The sequence below is a fragment of the Symbiopectobacterium sp. genome, from assembly GCF_051710365.1.
Lineage (GTDB): Bacteria > Pseudomonadota > Gammaproteobacteria > Enterobacterales > Enterobacteriaceae > Symbiopectobacterium.
Genome location: NZ_JBPETA010000003.1, coordinates 1 through 15,811 on the forward strand (window position 1 = coordinate 1; position 15,811 = coordinate 15,811).

Sequence of the window (15,811 nt, forward strand, 5' to 3'; positions counted from 1 at the left end):
ACCGTGCAAAGTGACGGGGTGTCATCGGGATTTCAGGCCCTTAGTGAATGTGATTTGTCACGCCTAAGGAAGGGAGTCGGCAAGTCGAAATGGACGGTAAGTTATTGATAAAAATGTCGTGTATTGTCGTACTTTGTTGTGTTTTTTCGCCTATTTTTTGAGCGAAGATTTGGTCTAAGTATCTAATAATTCTTAGGTTAGCACTTTAGACCTTCTCTGATAGTTATACAGTTCCTGCTTGCGTTTGGGCAGCATCTCCACCTCGGCGGGCTGAAAGCCGCGCTCCTGGAACCAATGGATGCTGTGCGTGGTGAGAACGAACAGTTTCTTCAGCCCCTGCTGACGTGCCTGTGCCGTAACGCGTTGCAGCAACATGTCTCCGCGCGAGGAACTGCGATAGTCAGGATGTACCGCGACGCAGGCCATTTCTCCGATGCTCTCTTCAGGGAACGGATACAGCGCAACGCAGGCGATGGTCAGGTTATCGCGGACTACCACGGTAAACTTATCGATCTCCATTTCCAACTGCTCACGCGAGCGGCGCACCAGAATCCCCTGTTGCTCCAGCGGGCGGATCAGCTCGAGAATGCCGCCAATATCGTTAATGGTGGCACGGCGCACTTGCTTCGCGCTCTCCATGACGATCTGCGTACCGATACCGTCACGAGAAAACAGTTCTTGCACCAATACCCCGTCTTCCTGATAGCTGATCAGGTGACTACGGCGCACGCCGCTCCGGCATGCGCGCACGGCACCACGCAGGAAGCGCACGGTTCCCGAGTTATAATCGCCATCGGCTTCACTCTCTTCAATACAGCGCTGGGCATCGTCGGGAAACAGTTCAGAAATGATGGTGCCATCCTGCGTGGTAACCCCTTGAGACGAACAGAAGCCAATCATTTTCTCGGCTTTCAGTTTAATAGCCAACTGGGTAGCCACTTCTTCAGACGTCAGATTGAAACTCTCGCCCGTGACTGATACGGCTACCGGGCCGAGCAGCACAATGGCGCCGCTGTCTAACTGGCGATGTATCGCCGTTTCATCGATACGCCGGATGCGACCGCTGTGGCAGTAGTCCACGCCATCATCGACCCCTAACGGTTGGGCGATAATAAAGTTACCGCTTACCACGTTGATGTGCGCGCCCTGTAGCGGCGTGTTATTCAAGCTCATGGAAAGACGCGCGGTGATATCCAGTTGCAACATGCCTGCGGCCTGTTTCACCAGATCCAGCGTGTTACTGTCGGTGACAAGGGTATGTTTATGATAACGCGGCTCGAAATGGTGTGTGGTCAGGCTGGCGTCAATCTGCGGGCGGGCACTATAGACCACCACCAGCTTGATGCCGAGGCTATGCAGCAGACCAATATCGTTGACGATGTTGGCGAAGTTTTCATGTTCAATAGCTTCACCGCCCAGCATGATGACAAAGGTTTTGCCGCGATGCGCGTTGATATTAAAGGAACCGAATGGCGGAAGCCTTGGACCAGTTCTGTACTACGTTCCTTCACTGCGAGCCTCTCTTAGTGAATTTTTATTCGTAATTTGTGTATTTTTATTCTAATTGAACGAAAAGGCAAGGAGTAAGTCTCACAATTCGGTCGTGTTCAGCGTTATTACCCTCTTTCTCTGTGCTGTGCTGATTTCCGTTTTGAATGACTGACTTGCTCTCCGGCCGTTTATACGCCGATACGATGATTTTTACATGACAGAGGTGGGAAGATTCGTTAAAGTTTTCACATTGTTAATACTGACTTTATCTTTTTCGCGTAATATCGCGGCAAATTACCTGTTGGTCTGTGTTTTTTCTGCCTTATATCACCGTTTGAGCACTCGCGCCAGTGCCTGCTTGCGACAGCATCACAATGACTACAGCACCACAATAACGACAGCATAACGAATTGGAGTGGCATGTCTTATTCGAATCACAATCAGACTCGCCGCCGCCTCTTGCAAGGCGCGGCGGCAACCTGGTTATTGAGCGTCAGCGGCGCCGGATGGGCTGCTGCCGCCCAGGTGATCGCCGTTCGCGTCTGGCCTTCTTCAGCCTATACCCGCGTCACGTTAGAGTCTAACCGCACGCTAAAATACAAGCAGTTTATGCTAACCAATCCCGACAGGCTGGTTGTGGATATCGAAGATATCCAACTCAACAGTGTGTTGAAAACGGTTTCGCAGCAGTTTCAGTCTGACGATCCGCTGATCAAAGAAGCACGCATTGGGCAGTTTGATCCCAAAACGGTGCGTCTGGTTTTAGAGCTGAAGCAAGCCACCAATCCGAAAGTCTTTACCCTCGACCCTATTGCAGAGTTTAAACACCGCCTGGTGTTGGATCTCTACCCAGCGGTAGGGCGCTATGACAATGCCGACGATCCGCTGCTGGCGCTGTTGGAAGATTACAACAAGGGCGATCTGGAGAGTAAATTACCGCCGGAAGCGCCGTTGGCGGGTAAAGCGGGGCGCGATCGTCCGTTGGTTATCATGCTCGATCCCGGGCATGGCGGTGAAGATCCTGGAGCCATCGGTAAAAACCGCACGCGCGAGAAAGATATTGTGTTACAGATTGCGCGGCGGTTACGCAGCCTGATTGAGCGTGAACCCAATATGAAGGCGTATATGACGCGCAATGAGGATGTGTTTATCCCTTTGCGCGTGCGGGTGGCGAAAGCACGTAAGCAGCGTGCCGATCTGTTTGTTTCGATTCACGCGGATGCCTTCACTAACCGTGCGGCGCGCGGTTCTTCGGTGTTTGCGCTGTCAAAGAAAGGTGCAACCAGCACCGCAGCGCGTTTTTTGGCGGAAACGCAAAACGAATCCGATCTGATTGGTGGCGTGAGCATGAGTGGCGATCGTTATCTCGACCATACGCTGTTTGATTTGGTGCAGACCGCGACCATCAGCGATAGTCTGAAATTTGGCGGCGAAATCCTTAAGCGGCTTGGCAAAGTGAATAAGTTGCACAAGAACAAAGTCGATCAGGCCGGGTTTGCGGTGTTAAAAGCGCCTGATATTCCCTCGATTCTGGTAGAAACGGCGTTTATCAGCAATCTGGAAGAAGAGCGTAAATTGCGCACCAGCCACTTTCAGCAGCAAATTGCGGAATCTATTCTGGCGGGGATCAAGGCGTACTTTGCCAGCGTGGGCAATCGTAAGTGAGGCGCTTACGGTATTGATTGGCTAAAAACAAAAAAACACCCGTCAGGGTGTTTATTGTTGGTAAGCTTCTTGATTCAAGAAGTTGGTTGCGGGGGCCGGATTTGAACCGACGACCTTCGGGTTATGAGCCCGACGAGCTACCAGGCTGCTCCACCCCGCGTCCGTGGATGCGCACTATACTCTCCATTGCCGGGTATGCAACCCCTATTTGAAAAAAAGTGGCAGTTACCTGCACGTCTGACGGTTTTATCTGCACTTTGATTGATTTTTATTCACCTTCATTCACTTATGAAGATTGGCGCGTTTTCTTATAGATGTGCCTTTGTTATTGTGCAGTCACTGATTTGGCAGGCTGTAATGAGAGCGAAAGATAAAATGAGAGGATGTTGGGGTAAATATGTGCTGACCGGGGTGGTGATCGCCATTCTGGCCGGGTGTCAGTCCAGGCCGACCGACCGTGGGCAGCAGTATAAAGATGGGCGACTTGAGCAGCCGCTTGCGCTCGTTAATGAACCTAACGCCACCGGAAAGCCGGTTAATGCAGGCGATTTCGTTAACCAGGTGACAGAGATTAAGAACGCCTCCCCCGCGCTGTATGCCCGTAATCAGGACATCTTTCAGGCTATTCAACGTTGGATGCAGGCCGGTGCCGACACGCGTAACCTGAGCCAGTTTGGGCTTAATGCCTGGCAAATGGAGGGCGTGGATAATTTTGGTAACGTGCAGTTTACCGGGTATTACACGCCGGTCGTGCAGGCGCGTTACACCCGTCAGGGCGAATTCCAACACCCGCTTTATGGTATGCCAGCCCCCAACAAAAAGAGTCGTCGCTTACCCGATCGCGCGGGTATTTATGCCGGTGCGCTGGGCGAACGCAATGTCCTTGCCTGGACCAACTCGCTGATGGACAACTTTTTGATGGAAGTGCAGGGGAGCGGCTATGTGGATTTCGGTGATGGCCGACCGCTGACCTTCTTTGCCTATGGTGGCAAGAATGGGCATGCCTATCGCAGTATTGGCAAAGTGTTGATCGACAGAGGCGAAGTGCCTAAAGAAGAGATGTCGATGCAGGCGATCCGCCATTGGGGCGAGACACACTCCGAGTATGCTGTGCGTGAACTGCTGGAGCAGAATCCTTCTTTTGTTTTCTTTAAACCGATGTCATCCGCGCCAGTGAAGGGCGCAAGCGCAGTGCCGTTGATTGCCAAAGCCTCTGTAGCGTCCGATCGCTCGCTGCTCCCACCGGGCACGGCCTTGCTGGCAGAAGTCCCGTTGCTTAACAACGAAGGGAAATTCACCGGCCGTTACGAGATGCGCATGATGGTAGCGCTTGACGTGGGGGGAGCCATCAAAGGCCAGCATTTTGATATCTATCAGGGGATCGGGCATGAGGCTGGTCATGCTGCCGGGTATTACAACCATTATGGCCGTGTCTGGGTGCTGAAAAATAATGCATCGTCTCCCTTCAGCACTACACCTTTATTAATGCAAAGCGCAGCGCGTTAACGCATCCTTTATCGATGTCGGGAAAAAATAACTTTTCCGACATTTTTATTGAGCAGCGGTTTATTTTATTATTACTGCTTGGTCACGTATTCAATGAGTGTATTGCTACATAGTCTGGCATGCAAAAAAGGTGTTTAAAACCAGCCTGAATGCATGAAGAGAACATAGAGCATGAATACTATTTTTATTGCGGAGCAACACATTGAATACGTGACCACATCTGGCGCATTGGGGCGCTTTTACCGCCGTCGTGGAGGACGGAAAACTGATCCGCTGCGAGCCGTTTGCCAGCGATCCTGCCCCTTCCGCGATGCTTGATTCTATCGTGCCGCTGGTCTATTCCGACAAGCGTATTCGCCGCCCGGCCGTGCGCCGTTCCTGGTTACAAAAGCGTGAAAACAGCGATGGCGCTCTGCGCGGCAAAGAAGATTTTGTTGAGGTAGATTGGGATGTCGCGTTCGATCTGGTGGCGCAGGAGAACCAGCGCGTACGCGATCGTTACGGTGCGGATGGCCTGTTCGCCGGATCCTACGGTTGGTCTTCTGCGGGGCGCTTTCACCATGCGCGTTCGCAGGTGCGACGTTTCTATTTCTCCGGCGGAGGTGCCATTGATCAACAAGGCAACTACAGTTGGGGTGCGGCGCAATTCTTTCTACCCTACGTTATCGGCACTTTTCAGCCGCTAACCGGCAAGGTGACGGAGTGGCGCAGCGTGCTAGAGCACTGCAATATTTTCCTCGCGTTTGGCGGATTGGCGCTGAAAAACGCGCAGGTGGCTTCCGGTGGGGCGGGATATCACAGTCTGGAACCGGCATTGCGTCAACTGGCTGAGAAAAAGATCCCGGTTATCAACATCAGTTCGATGCGTGACGACTGTCCGGCCTTTCTCGGTGCCGAGTGGATCCCGATTCGTCCAAATACCGATGTGGCGTTGATGCTGGCGCTCGGTTACGAAATTCAACGGCTGGGCGCAGATGACACCGATTTTCTGCGGCGTTATTGCGTGGGCTATGATGCGCTACGCCACTATCTGACCGGTGAGCGCGATGGCACGCCGAAGACGCCGGAGTGGGCCAGCGCCATCACCGGCATTCCCGCCGAGCGCATTCGTCGTCTGGCGCGGCAACTGATTGGCGTGCGCAGTTTTATCACCTGTGCCTATTCGGTGCAGCGCGCCCATCGCGGAGAGCAGCCATATTGGATGATGATCGCGCTGTCGGCCATGCTGGGTCAAATTGGCCTGCCGGGTGGTGGTTTCTCCTTTGGTCACGGTTCCATGAACGGCGTCGGTAATGAGCGTATCGCTACGCCCGCACCAGAATCCCCCTCGGTGAAGAACCCTGGGCGTGCCATTCCGGTGGCGCGTATTGCCGATATGCTGCTGAATCCCGGTCAACCCTATACCTTCAAGGGCGAAACCCATCGCTACCCTGAGATCCATCTGATTCACTGGGCCGGTGGCAACCCGTTTCACCATCACCAGCAGCTTAACCGTCTGGTTGAAGGCTGGCGCAGGCCCGAGACGGTTATCGTACAGGATATCGTCTGGACGCCCGCCGCGCAGATGGCTGACATCGTGCTGCCTGTGACCACCACGCTTGAACGTAACGATCTGGGCGGCTCGTCGCGCGATCGTCATCTGTTTGCCATGCATCAGGCGATTGCGCCGCAACATCAGGCGCGCAATGGCTATGATATTTTCAGCGAACTGGCGGAACGACTGGGTTATGGCGATGCCTTTACTCAAGGGCGTGATGAGCAGGCATGGCTGGAAGCGCTGTATGAAGAGTGCCGTGGGCGTCAGCGAGGTGTGGAATGGCCTGAGTTCAACCAGTTTTGGCAGCGCGGTCATCTGGATGTGCCGCAAGGTGAGAAACCGTTTGTGTTCTTTGATGCGTTCCGCAATAGCCCTGAATAGCATCCGCTGCAAACGCCGAGCGGCAAGATCGAACTGTACAGCGATACTATCGCCCGTTACGGCTATGAGGATTTCGCCCCGCATCCAGAATGGCGTCCGCCCGTCGAGTGGCTTGGCGCCGAAACCGCAGAACGCTGGCCGCTGCATTTTATTTCCATTCAGCCATCCGATCGTTTGCACAGCCAACTGGCCGCGACGCCGCAGGTGGCGGCGAACAAAACCGCAGGAAAAGAGACGCTCTACATGCACCCGCAAGATGCCAACGCGCGCGGCATTGTTGATGAGCAGCAGGTGGAAGTCTTTAACGCGCGTGGTCGCATTTATGCCGGTGTCCGCGTGACCGAAGGGGTGGCTCCTGGCGTGGTGATCATGTCTACCAGTGCCTGGTTCGAGCCGGGTTTCGGTCAGAAAGAGTGGCACGCGGTGGAGCAGTCCGGCAATGCCAACGTGCTGACGCTGGATATTGGCACCTCACCGCTTACGCAGGGGCCTAATGCCATGAGCTGCCTGGTGGACGTAGCGGCAGCCTGATTTTCATCACACCAGTAGCGTAACAGGCCCGATCGCTTTATGATCGGGCCTGTTTTTTTACAGCGGTTATCAGAGTTAAGGGTTGGTGGTCATGAGTGGTACGTTATCCGAAGCCTATCTGCAACGCTTCGGCGGCACAGCGCGGTTATACGGTCAGCAGGCGCTGGCGCTGTTCGCACAGGCGCACGTGTGCGTTATCGGCATTGGCGGCGTGGGTTCCTGGGCCGCAGAGGCGCTGGCGCGTACCGGTATTGGTGCGATTACGCTGATTGATATGGATGACGTCTGTGTCAGTAACACCAACCGGCAGATTCACGCGCTGCGCGAACATACCGGGCAGGCCAAAACGGAAGTGATGGCGGAGCGTATCCGTGCCATTAACCCTGAATGTCAGGTCACCTGCGTGGATGATTTCGTCACGGTGGATAACGTGGCGGAGTATCTCAACCACGGCTTTAGCTATGTGATTGATGCGATTGACAGCGTGCGCCCGAAAGCGGCGCTGCTGGAGTATTGCCGCCGTTATAAAATTCCGGTGGTGACGACTGGCGGGGCGGGTGGGCAAATCGATCCGACACGCATCAGCGTGGTGGATCTCGCCAAAACCATTCAGGACCCGCTGGCGGCCAAGCTGCGCGAGCGGCTTAAACATGATTTCAATGTGGTCAAGAACAGCAAAGGTCGCTTAGGCATCGACTGCGTGTTTTCCGATGAGCCGTTGGTGTACCCGCAGGCAGATGATTCGGTGTGCGCATCGCGCAGCACGGCGGAAGGGGTAAAACGTATGGATTGCGCCTCCAGCTTTGGGGCTGCCACCATGGTGACCGCGACCTTTGGTTTTGTTGCGGTATCCCACGCGTTAAAGAAAATGATGGCGAAGGCGGCGCGCGAAGCACAGCAGGTTGGTTCCTGAGCAGTACGATAATCTCTGCGTAGGTGTCGGGGAAGTTCCCAAACGTTTAGGCCCAGCCTTTTTGTTGGTGCAGTGAGTGTTTCGTGCGCGTTAACCCACGCGGTTATTTGCACCGTACATCGCACGCGCCCGACACGGGGCGCTCAATCGCCCTCGCCCCGTGGCCCCTGGCTTTTCGCAGCGTCAGACTGATGACAAAGTCACTTTACCCCTCGTCATCCTCGGCGGAAGCCGGGGATCTCTGTGAGGATAAACGCGTTTCTTCGGCAAGAGATTCCCGCCTTCGCGGGAATGACGGTGGAAGTAGGGCGGCTTGTCAGCAACCTCACGCCGCTCACCCTGTGGTCTCGTTCCCCTCAGCGTTATTTTTTACGCGTTATAACGTCAACTAATTCAAAGAATTAAAAATAATGCCGTTTTACGCTCTTTCTCAGAGGATAATAGGCTAGACCTGTGCGGCTATGGATTGAATACGTTGTGCCAGCGCGGACAACCCGCTGGCGCGTGAGGCGCTGAGCTGTGCGCGCAGGCCAAGTAGGTCAAACAGGGACAACGGATCTTGCCCGAGCAAATCGGCAGCCTGTTTGCCTTCTACCGCTGTGAGCAACACCGTTAACAAACCGCGCACGATACGCCCGTCGCTGTCACCGTAAAAGTGCAATCGACCATCCTGCTGTTTCTCATAGCCCAACCAGACGCGATTTTCACAGCCGGGCAGGGCGATGGTGTCGTTTTTCAACGCGTCCGGCAGAGCAGGAAGCTGTTTAGCCAGCAGGATCAATTGCCGATAACGCTCTTCCCACGAGCGGCAGGCATCAAAGGTGTGCTGTAAGGTCTCTGCTGTGATGGCACTGCCAAAAGGGTGAGCGGTGTGCTCTGTCATGGTGTAAGCCAGTTCCATTGTTCGTCAATCAATCTCGCAGCAAATCCAACGCATTGCCAACCGCTGTCACCAGCGCGGTGACATCATGTTCGTTATTATACGACGCGAAAGAGGCGCGTACTGCGCCATCGAATCCAAGTGCCGCGAATAACGGTTGAGCGCAATGGTGTCCGGCGCGAACGGCAATCTGTTGCTCTGCAAGAAGCGTTGCCAGATCGTTCGGATGTACATCGGTCAGGGTAAACGACAGGATGGTTGCATTGGGACTGCGCAGTGAGCGAAAACCAGGGAAACGCGCCAACTGCTGTTCAGCCAACTGGGCCAACCCTTGGCTATATTGCTCCGCAGCGCGCCAGTCATAGCCTTGCATCCATGTCAGCGCAGCCCCTAACCCGAGCACTTCGGCAATAGCGGGGGTGCCCGCTTCAAATCGCTGAGGAATGGCCTGCGATGTAAACCCATCAAAAGAGACCGCGCTCATCATTTTCCCTCCACCGTGCCAAGGCGGCATGGATTCCAGCAGGTCGGCCTTGCCGTACAACACGCCAATACCGGTCGGGCCAAAAAGTTTGTGGCCGGAGAAGGCGTAAAAATCGATATCCAGCGCCTGTACATCCGGTGCGCTATGTACAATGCCTTGCGCGCCGTCGATCATCACTACGGCACCTGCCTGATGTGCCAGCGCGATAGCTTTCGCCAGATCGGGTTGGCCCCCTGTCACATTAGACATCTGGCCCAGTGCCAGCAAGCGCGTGCGTGGGGTGATCAGGTCGGCTAATGCTTCCAGTTCAGGCCGCGCATCCGCGCCAATCGGCAGCTTGGCGACGCGCGCACCGGTTTGCTGTGCCACCATCAGCCAGGGAATGAGGTTGGCGTGGTGCTCCGCTTCGCTGACGATGATTTCATCACCCGGTTGCAAACGAGGGCGTGCATAGCTTTGCGCCACCAGATTAATGGCTTCTGTCGTTCCGCGAGTCCACACGATGCAACGCGGGTCGTCGGCGTTAAGCCGGGCGGCTACCGCGCATCGAACCTGCTCGAATCGCGCCGTCGCCTGCTGTGCGTGAGCATGTTGGCTGCGGTGCACATTGCCGGTCTCGGCGGTGTAATACTGCGAGATGGCATCAATGACCGGCTGGGGTTTGAGCGCCGTCGCCGCGCTGTCCAGGTAAATGCCGGATTGCGCGAGTGCGGGGAAATCATTACGAAAGGTTGCGGGATTGAATGCTGTCATGGTGTTCCTCTTCTGGCAGACGATCCTGTCGCATTTTTTACGGGGAAACAAGTTTTAGGACGATCCTTAAACGCATATTGAAATGATTTTGCTAGTCTTAACACTGTTGATAAACCGAACTATCGTTCGGTAGTAGCGAAATAAGTAACCTAAAAATTTACTTGGAGTACACTATGAAGAATAAAATAGCAATTATTGCCATTGCGATGGCTGCACTCTCTTTGACTGCCTGTTCGAGTAATTATGTGCTGCATACCAACGACGGGCGCACCATTGTCGCTGAAGGGAAACCGAAAGTGGATGAGGATACCGGAATGATAAGCTATGTCGATGCCTACGGCCACGAGCAGCAGATCAACCGTGATAACCTGAAGGAAATGATGGAAGCCAAATAGTTTTCCTCGGGTGTAACCTGTGTCTCGATTCCCGCACTGCCATTTCGTTGCTTACCCATTCGGTAAGGCGAGTCTGAAATGTCAGCGCGGGAATTGTCATTTCTGGCACACGGAGATTCGCCGCCTGTCAGGCAAAAAAAAGCACCGCTAAAAAGCGGTGCCACATAAAAATCACTATGGACAGACAGGGTAAATGTACAGGAAGTGAAAGGTAGCCTTGGCTGCCATGTCTGAAAAGCAGACAATAAATAGCAAATACAACATCACAACCACAAGCCAAAAGCACTTCAGGAAACGCCTGCCGCACCTTTCGTTCCGGCTCAAGGAAGTGGCGCTAATATAGGTATTTGCTGGTGCATCCTCAACGGACAAATTATAATGTCTCGGATAAAAAAAACTAATGGCTGGAACGGTGCTGCCTCCGTGCACCTCTTAGGAAAAAGAAGAACATTACCCTATGTCAAAGCGACTCCCTCCGCTCAATGCGTTGCGTGTATTTGATTCTGCCGCCCGCCACCTCAGCTTCACCAAAGCGGCGGAGGAACTGTTTGTCACACAGGCTGCTGTCAGTCATCAAATCAAGTCATTAGAAGATTTTTTGGGGCTCAAGCTGTTTCGTCGCCGCAATCGCTCTTTGCTGCTTACGGAAGAGGGACAAAGCTACTATATTGATATTAAAGAGATCTTCTCTTCACTCAATGAGGCGACGCGCAAGTTACAGTCACGCAGTGCCAAAGGGGCATTGACGGTCAGCCTGTTGCCCAGCTTCGCCATCCATTGGCTGGTACCGCGATTATCGAGTTTCAATGCGGAGTTTCCGGGGATTGATGTGCGAATTCAGGCGGTAGATTGCCAGGAAGATCGCCTGTCAGATGATGTGGATGTGGCGATTTTTTACGGGCGCGGCAACTGGCATGGGTTGCGCGTTGAAAAGCTCTATGCTGAGTATCTGTTGCCTGTCTGTTCTCCAGTATTGCTAACGGGCAAGCATCCGCTTAAAACCCCACAGGATCTGGTAGGGCATACTCTGTTGCATGATGTGTCTCGCCGCGACTGGTTGGCCTACACCCGGCAGCTTGGTGTGCAGATCAACGTTCAGCAAGGGCCGATATTCAGTCACAGTGCCATGGTGTTGCAGGCGGCGATCCACGGACAGGGGGTCGCTTTGGCAAATAACGTTATGGCCCAGACCGAGATTGAAGCGGGTCGGTTAGTGTGCCCGTTTAACGACGTATTGGTCAGTAAAAATGCTTTTTATCTGGTTTGTCATGACAGTCAGGCTGAACTGGGTAAAATAGCCGCCTTTCGCCACTGGATTTTGGCGCGTGCGGCAAGCGAGCAGGAGAAGTTTCGTTTCCGTTATGACAACGCCGCACGTTGACGTGTGGCGCTCGGGTGGTATTTGATCGATTTACTGTGGAAAATATGATGAACAGTCGTTTTATGCTGATGTTTTCCGCGATCAGCGGGTTTGTGTTTGTTGCGTTGGGTGCCTTTGGTGCGCATGTGCTCAGCAAATCGCTGGGCGCAGCCGAAATGGCCTGGCTAAAAACCGGGCTTGAATATCAGGCGTTTCATACGCTGGCGATTCTGGCGCTGTCGGTATTGATGCGCCAGCGCCGTAATCTGTGGTTTTATTGGAGCAGCATTGCGTTGGCGCTTGGCACCGTGCTGTTTAGCGGCAGTCTTTATTGTCTGGCGCTGTCGCACCTGCGGTTTTGGGCGTTTGTCACGCCGGTTGGCGGTCTTTTCTTCCTGACCGGATGGGTTTTGATGTTGATTGGCGTGCTGCGCCAGACAAGAAAGGCGAAAAGTAATGAATAAGGTAATTTTATATTGCCGCCCCGGTTTCGAAAAAGAGTGTGCTGCAGAGATAACGGAAAAAGCCACCGCACATGAGGTTTTTGGCTTCGCCCGGGTTAAAGAAAACTGTGGCTATGTGATGTATGAATGCTATCAGCATGAAGATGCCGATCGCTTAATCAAAACATTGCCGTTTGATACGCTGGTTTTTGCCCGTCAATGGTTCGTGTGCGGTGAGCTGTTGCGCGATTTGCCGCCGGAAGATCGCATTACCACGATCGTCGGCATGCTGACTGGTGCGATTGAACGGGCTGGAGAACTGCGCGTTGAAGTACCGGACACCAATGAAAGCAAAGAACTGCTGAAGTTTTGCCGCAAGTTCACCGTGCCTTTGCGCGCTGCCCTGAAGGAAAACGGCATTCTGCTGCCGTATGAAAAGGCATCTCGTCCGGTTATCCATGTGTTGTTTATTGCCCCGGGGCATTGCTATGTGGGCTATTCCTACAGCAATAACCACTCGCCGTTTTACATGGGTATTCCGCGTCTGAAATTCCCTTCTGATGCGCCAAGCCGTTCTACATTAAAACTGGAAGAGGCGTTCCACGTATTCATTCCGGCTGATGAGTGGGATGAGCGTTTGGCAAGCGGCATGTACGCGGTGGATTTGGGGGCGTGCCTCGGCGGTTGGACCTATCAACTGGTGAAGCGCAGCATGATGGTGCATGCCGTGGACAACGGCACCATGGCGCAAAGCCTGATGGATACCGGTCAGGTGACACACCATGCCGCTGATGGTTTCCGTTTTGAGCCACCGCGCAACAATATCACCTGGTTGGTGTGCGATATGGTGGAGAAACCAGCGCGGGTGGCTAACCTGATGGCCGATTGGCTGGTGAAGGGCTGGTGCCGGGAAGTGATATTCAACCTCAAGTTGCCGATGAAAAAACGCTATGAGGAAGTGACGCAAAATCTGGCGTTGCTGAGCGAGCGCTTGAGTGAGAATGGCATCAACTACGAACTCCGTGCTCGCCAACTGTACCACGATCGCGAAGAGGTTACGGTACACGCGCGGCGTATATGGGGCGTGGTGCCCGGGCGGCGAGACGAGCGTTAAGCGCAACGCGCTTTTATATTCGTGATCCTCTGCGAAAGCCGAGGATCTCTGCCAGAAGAAACGCGTTACATCTGCAAGAGATTCCCGCTTTCGCGGGAATGGCTGTTCTAGTGGGATCGTCAGCAATCTCACGCGTCGTTCGGGAAGAACGTCGCGTTTATTTCCCCGCTGTCAGCCGTAACTGCTGTAAATTCCCTTCCAGTGCCAAATCCGTGCGTAACGTCGCTAGCTGACGGCTGACAAAGGCCATTTCGCGCTGCGATTCCAGTTTGCGTCGCCATTTTTCTGGCACCGCATCCAATTGCTGGTAGAGCTGTTCCAAGGTTCCGACTTGGGCAAGCAGCTGACTGGCGCTTTTAGGTCCAATGCCCACCACCCCAGGTATTTTGCTGCTGCTGATGCCTGCCAACCCCCAAAAATCAGGCAGTTGCTGCGGTGAAACGCCAAACTCCTGTGCGATAAAAGGCACATCCAGCCAGCGCTTTTGAAAATAATCGCGAATCTGAATGGTGGGGGCCAGTAGCTGGCAGTAGCCCTTGTCGGTTGAGACAATCGTCGCCTGATGACCGGCGTAGGCGACTTTTGTGGCGAGCGTTGCCGCCAAATCATCGGCTTCATTGCCTGGCGTATGCCAGCAGGGGATGCCCATTGATACCAGCGCTTGCCGTATTTGCGGCAGTTCAAGCGCCAGATTCTCAGGCATAGGAGGGCGGCCCGCTTTATAATCAGGCAATAACTGGTGTCGCCAACTGTCAGTGCGCTGTTCATCATCAAACACCGCGACGGCGTGCGTCGGCTGACTATGCTGTAGCAGTTGGGTAACCGCGTGCTGACAGGCCGACACACAGGGTGACCCCTGCACGGCATGGATACGACGAATCAGGTTTAATGCATCGATAATCAGCAAATGTACAGGCATCAGGCGGTCCCGGCGTGCAGCGTGGTGAAGGTGGCGGGAAAATCCGGTTTTCCCGCCAGTATGGCATCAGGTACAGATTTCATAGCAAGGGATGTAGGCGCTGCCCGGCAGCTTCATCCTTTGCTGCGCCACGAACCCTTGCAGCAGTTTATCCATGCTTTGCATCAGTTGTGCATCGCCGTGGATCTTGTACGGGCCGTGTTCTTCAATCGCCTGAATGCCAACCTCTTTGACGTTGCCCGCCACAATGCCAGAAAACGCCTTGCGCAGCGCAGAGGCCAGTGCTTCTGGGGCTTGATTGGGGTGCAGATTGAGGTTTGCCATATTCTCGTGAGTGGGCTCAAACGGCAATTGCAGATCGGGTGCGATGCGCAATGACCAGTTAAAGCTGTAGGCATCACCGGTATGGCGGCGATGTTCCTTCACCTGCGGCATCGCTTCCTTCATCTGCCGCGCCACTTCCGCCGCATCATTAATGATGATGGAGTAGTAACGGCGTGCCTGACGGCCCAGGGTGGTGATGATAAATTCATCCAGAACATGGAAATAGTCGGCGCTTTCCTCCGGCCCGGTCAGGATGATAGGCAGCACCTGTTCACTGTTTTCCGGATTCATCATGATGCTCAGCAGGTAGAGGAACTCTTCCGCCGTACCAACCCCGCCGGGGAAAATAATGATACCGTGCCCGATGCGCACGAAGGCTTCGAGGCGTTTTTCGATATCTGGCATGATGATAAGTTCATTCACCAGCGGGTTTGGCGGCTCGGCGGCGATGATGGACGGTTCTGTCATGCCAATAAAGCGGCCTTCTTTATAGCGCTGCTGCGCGTGGCCGACGGCGGCACCTTTCATCGGTGCTTCCATGGCACCGGGGCCGCAGCCGGTGCAGATGTTCAGTTCACGCAGCCCTAATTGGCTACCTACTTTTCGTCCATAGAGATATTCGGTTTCATTAATGGAGTGGCCTCCCCAGCACACCACCATATTGGGCTCTTCCCCGACGTGCAGCGCACGCGCATTGCGCAAAATGGAAAATACCAGATTGGTAATGTGGGCACTGTTTTCCAGATTCAGGTTCTGATAGCGCTCTGCCGAGGTGATTTGCCCGTTAACAAACAGAATGTCGCGCAGTACAGCGAACAGGTTGGCCTGCAATGACCGGATAATGTCTCCATCGACGAAAGCGTCTTCCGGAGGATTGACCAGCTCCAGCTTCACGCCGCGTTCACGGCGCAACACATTGATATCGAAATCTTCGTAGCGGGATAGCAGCTCTTTGCTGTTATCGGTTTGGCTGCCGGAATTCAGCACGGCAAGCGAACAGTTGCGGAATAAACGGTAAAGATCGCTGCTGGCCGTGCTTTTCAACATGTCCACTTCCAACTGCGATAACAAATCCATAGACCCTAACGGGCTGATATGTGTAATCAATTTTACTC

General features: G+C 53.9%; 11 protein-coding genes, 1 tRNA gene and 2 pseudogenes. 8 read left to right on the plus strand and 6 right to left on the minus strand.

Annotation, left to right across the window (positions count from 1 at the left end):
* Positions 1-192: 192 nt before the first annotated feature.
* Positions 193-1,511: pseudogene (gene argA / locus ACTBDZ_RS00470) on the minus strand (amino-acid N-acetyltransferase).
* A 400-nt stretch (positions 1,512-1,911) separates the two neighbouring features.
* On the opposite strand from argA, the gene amiC reads away from it, so the two are divergent.
* A complete protein-coding gene (amiC, locus tag ACTBDZ_RS00475; RefSeq protein ID WP_438813796.1) occupies positions 1,912-3,156 on the plus strand; it encodes an N-acetylmuramoyl-L-alanine amidase AmiC in 1,245 nt (414 codons plus the stop codon).
* Between the two features lie 83 nt (positions 3,157-3,239).
* Here the strand turns inward: amiC and ACTBDZ_RS00480 are convergent.
* Positions 3,240-3,316, minus strand: a tRNA-Met gene (locus ACTBDZ_RS00480).
* Positions 3,317-3,531: 215 nt separating this feature from the next.
* On the opposite strand from ACTBDZ_RS00480, the gene mltA reads away from it, so the two are divergent.
* The 3 genes and pseudogenes from mltA (at position 3,532) to tcdA (ending at position 8,024) form a co-directional block, all read left to right on the plus strand.
* Complete coding sequence (gene mltA / locus ACTBDZ_RS00485; RefSeq protein WP_438813797.1) at positions 3,532-4,662, plus strand: murein transglycosylase A; 1,131 nt, start codon at positions 3,532-3,534, stop codon at positions 4,660-4,662.
* Between the two features lie 220 nt (positions 4,663-4,882).
* Positions 4,883-7,111: pseudogene (locus ACTBDZ_RS00490) on the plus strand (molybdopterin-dependent oxidoreductase).
* Between the two features lie 91 nt (positions 7,112-7,202).
* On the plus strand, positions 7,203-8,024 hold the full coding sequence (tcdA, locus tag ACTBDZ_RS00495; protein ID WP_438813798.1) for a tRNA cyclic N6-threonylcarbamoyladenosine(37) synthase TcdA: 822 nt from the start codon (positions 7,203-7,205) through the stop codon (positions 8,022-8,024).
* Positions 8,025-8,469: 445 nt separating this feature from the next.
* On the opposite strand, the gene csdE is transcribed toward tcdA, so the two are convergent.
* On the minus strand, positions 8,470-8,907 hold the full coding sequence (gene csdE, locus ACTBDZ_RS00500) for a cysteine desulfurase sulfur acceptor subunit CsdE (RefSeq protein ID WP_438813799.1): 438 nt from the start codon (positions 8,905-8,907) through the stop codon (positions 8,470-8,472).
* Positions 8,908-8,935: 28 nt separating this feature from the next.
* Positions 8,936-10,141 carry a cysteine desulfurase CsdA gene (gene csdA / locus ACTBDZ_RS00505; protein WP_438813800.1) on the minus strand — a complete coding sequence of 402 codons (1,206 nt, stop codon included), beginning with the start codon at positions 10,139-10,141 and terminating at the stop codon, positions 8,936-8,938.
* Between the two features lie 173 nt (positions 10,142-10,314).
* On the opposite strand from csdA, the gene ACTBDZ_RS00510 reads away from it, so the two are divergent.
* From ACTBDZ_RS00510 to rlmM, 4 genes are all read left to right on the plus strand, one after another.
* Complete coding sequence (locus ACTBDZ_RS00510) at positions 10,315-10,536, plus strand: YgdI/YgdR family lipoprotein (RefSeq protein WP_438813801.1); 222 nt, start codon at positions 10,315-10,317, stop codon at positions 10,534-10,536.
* 457 nt (positions 10,537-10,993) lie between these two features.
* Positions 10,994-11,917 (plus strand): transcriptional regulator GcvA, encoded by a 924-nt coding sequence (locus tag ACTBDZ_RS00515; protein WP_438813802.1) that lies wholly within the window; start codon positions 10,994-10,996, stop codon positions 11,915-11,917.
* A gap of 47 nt (positions 11,918-11,964) precedes the next feature.
* Complete coding sequence (locus ACTBDZ_RS00520) at positions 11,965-12,360, plus strand: DUF423 domain-containing protein (protein WP_222158406.1); 396 nt, start codon at positions 11,965-11,967, stop codon at positions 12,358-12,360.
* A complete protein-coding gene (gene rlmM / locus ACTBDZ_RS00525) occupies positions 12,353-13,453 on the plus strand; it encodes a 23S rRNA (cytidine(2498)-2'-O)-methyltransferase RlmM (RefSeq protein ID WP_438813803.1) in 1,101 nt (366 codons plus the stop codon). The genes ACTBDZ_RS00520 and rlmM overlap by 8 nt, the downstream gene beginning before the upstream one ends.
* Before the next feature lie 157 nt (positions 13,454-13,610).
* Here rlmM and xni read toward each other — a convergent pair whose 3' ends face one another.
* Both xni and ppnN read right to left on the minus strand, forming a co-directional pair.
* Positions 13,611-14,372: a flap endonuclease Xni gene (gene xni / locus ACTBDZ_RS00530; RefSeq protein ID WP_438813804.1), complete on the minus strand. Its 762-nt coding sequence runs from the start codon at positions 14,370-14,372 to the stop codon at positions 13,611-13,613.
* 66 nt (positions 14,373-14,438) lie between these two features.
* Positions 14,439-15,803 carry a nucleotide 5'-monophosphate nucleosidase PpnN gene (ppnN, locus tag ACTBDZ_RS00535; protein ID WP_438813805.1) on the minus strand — a complete coding sequence of 455 codons (1,365 nt, stop codon included), beginning with the start codon at positions 15,801-15,803 and terminating at the stop codon, positions 14,439-14,441.
* Positions 15,804-15,811 lie beyond the last annotated feature (8 nt).

Excerpts from the sequence above, each read along its gene's own strand:
- tcdA (WP_438813798.1), top strand. The coding sequence starts at position 7,203 with ATGAGTGGTACGTTATCCGAAGCCTATCTGCAACGCTTCGGCGGCACA.
- csdA (WP_438813800.1), bottom strand. The coding sequence starts at position 10,141 with ATGACAGCATTCAATCCCGCAACCTTTCGTAATGATTTCCCCGCACTC.
- mltA (WP_438813797.1), top strand. The coding sequence starts at position 3,532 with ATGAGAGGATGTTGGGGTAAATATGTGCTGACCGGGGTGGTGATCGCC.
- ACTBDZ_RS00515 (WP_438813802.1), top strand. The coding sequence starts at position 10,994 with ATGTCAAAGCGACTCCCTCCGCTCAATGCGTTGCGTGTATTTGATTCT.
- ACTBDZ_RS00510 (WP_438813801.1), top strand. The coding sequence starts at position 10,315 with ATGAAGAATAAAATAGCAATTATTGCCATTGCGATGGCTGCACTCTCT.
- csdE (WP_438813799.1), bottom strand. The coding sequence starts at position 8,907 with ATGACAGAGCACACCGCTCACCCTTTTGGCAGTGCCATCACAGCAGAG.
- amiC (WP_438813796.1), top strand. The coding sequence starts at position 1,912 with ATGTCTTATTCGAATCACAATCAGACTCGCCGCCGCCTCTTGCAAGGC.
- rlmM (WP_438813803.1), top strand. The coding sequence starts at position 12,353 with ATGAATAAGGTAATTTTATATTGCCGCCCCGGTTTCGAAAAAGAGTGT.
- xni (WP_438813804.1), bottom strand. The coding sequence starts at position 14,372 with ATGCCTGTACATTTGCTGATTATCGATGCATTAAACCTGATTCGTCGT.
- ACTBDZ_RS00520 (WP_222158406.1), top strand. The coding sequence starts at position 11,965 with ATGAACAGTCGTTTTATGCTGATGTTTTCCGCGATCAGCGGGTTTGTG.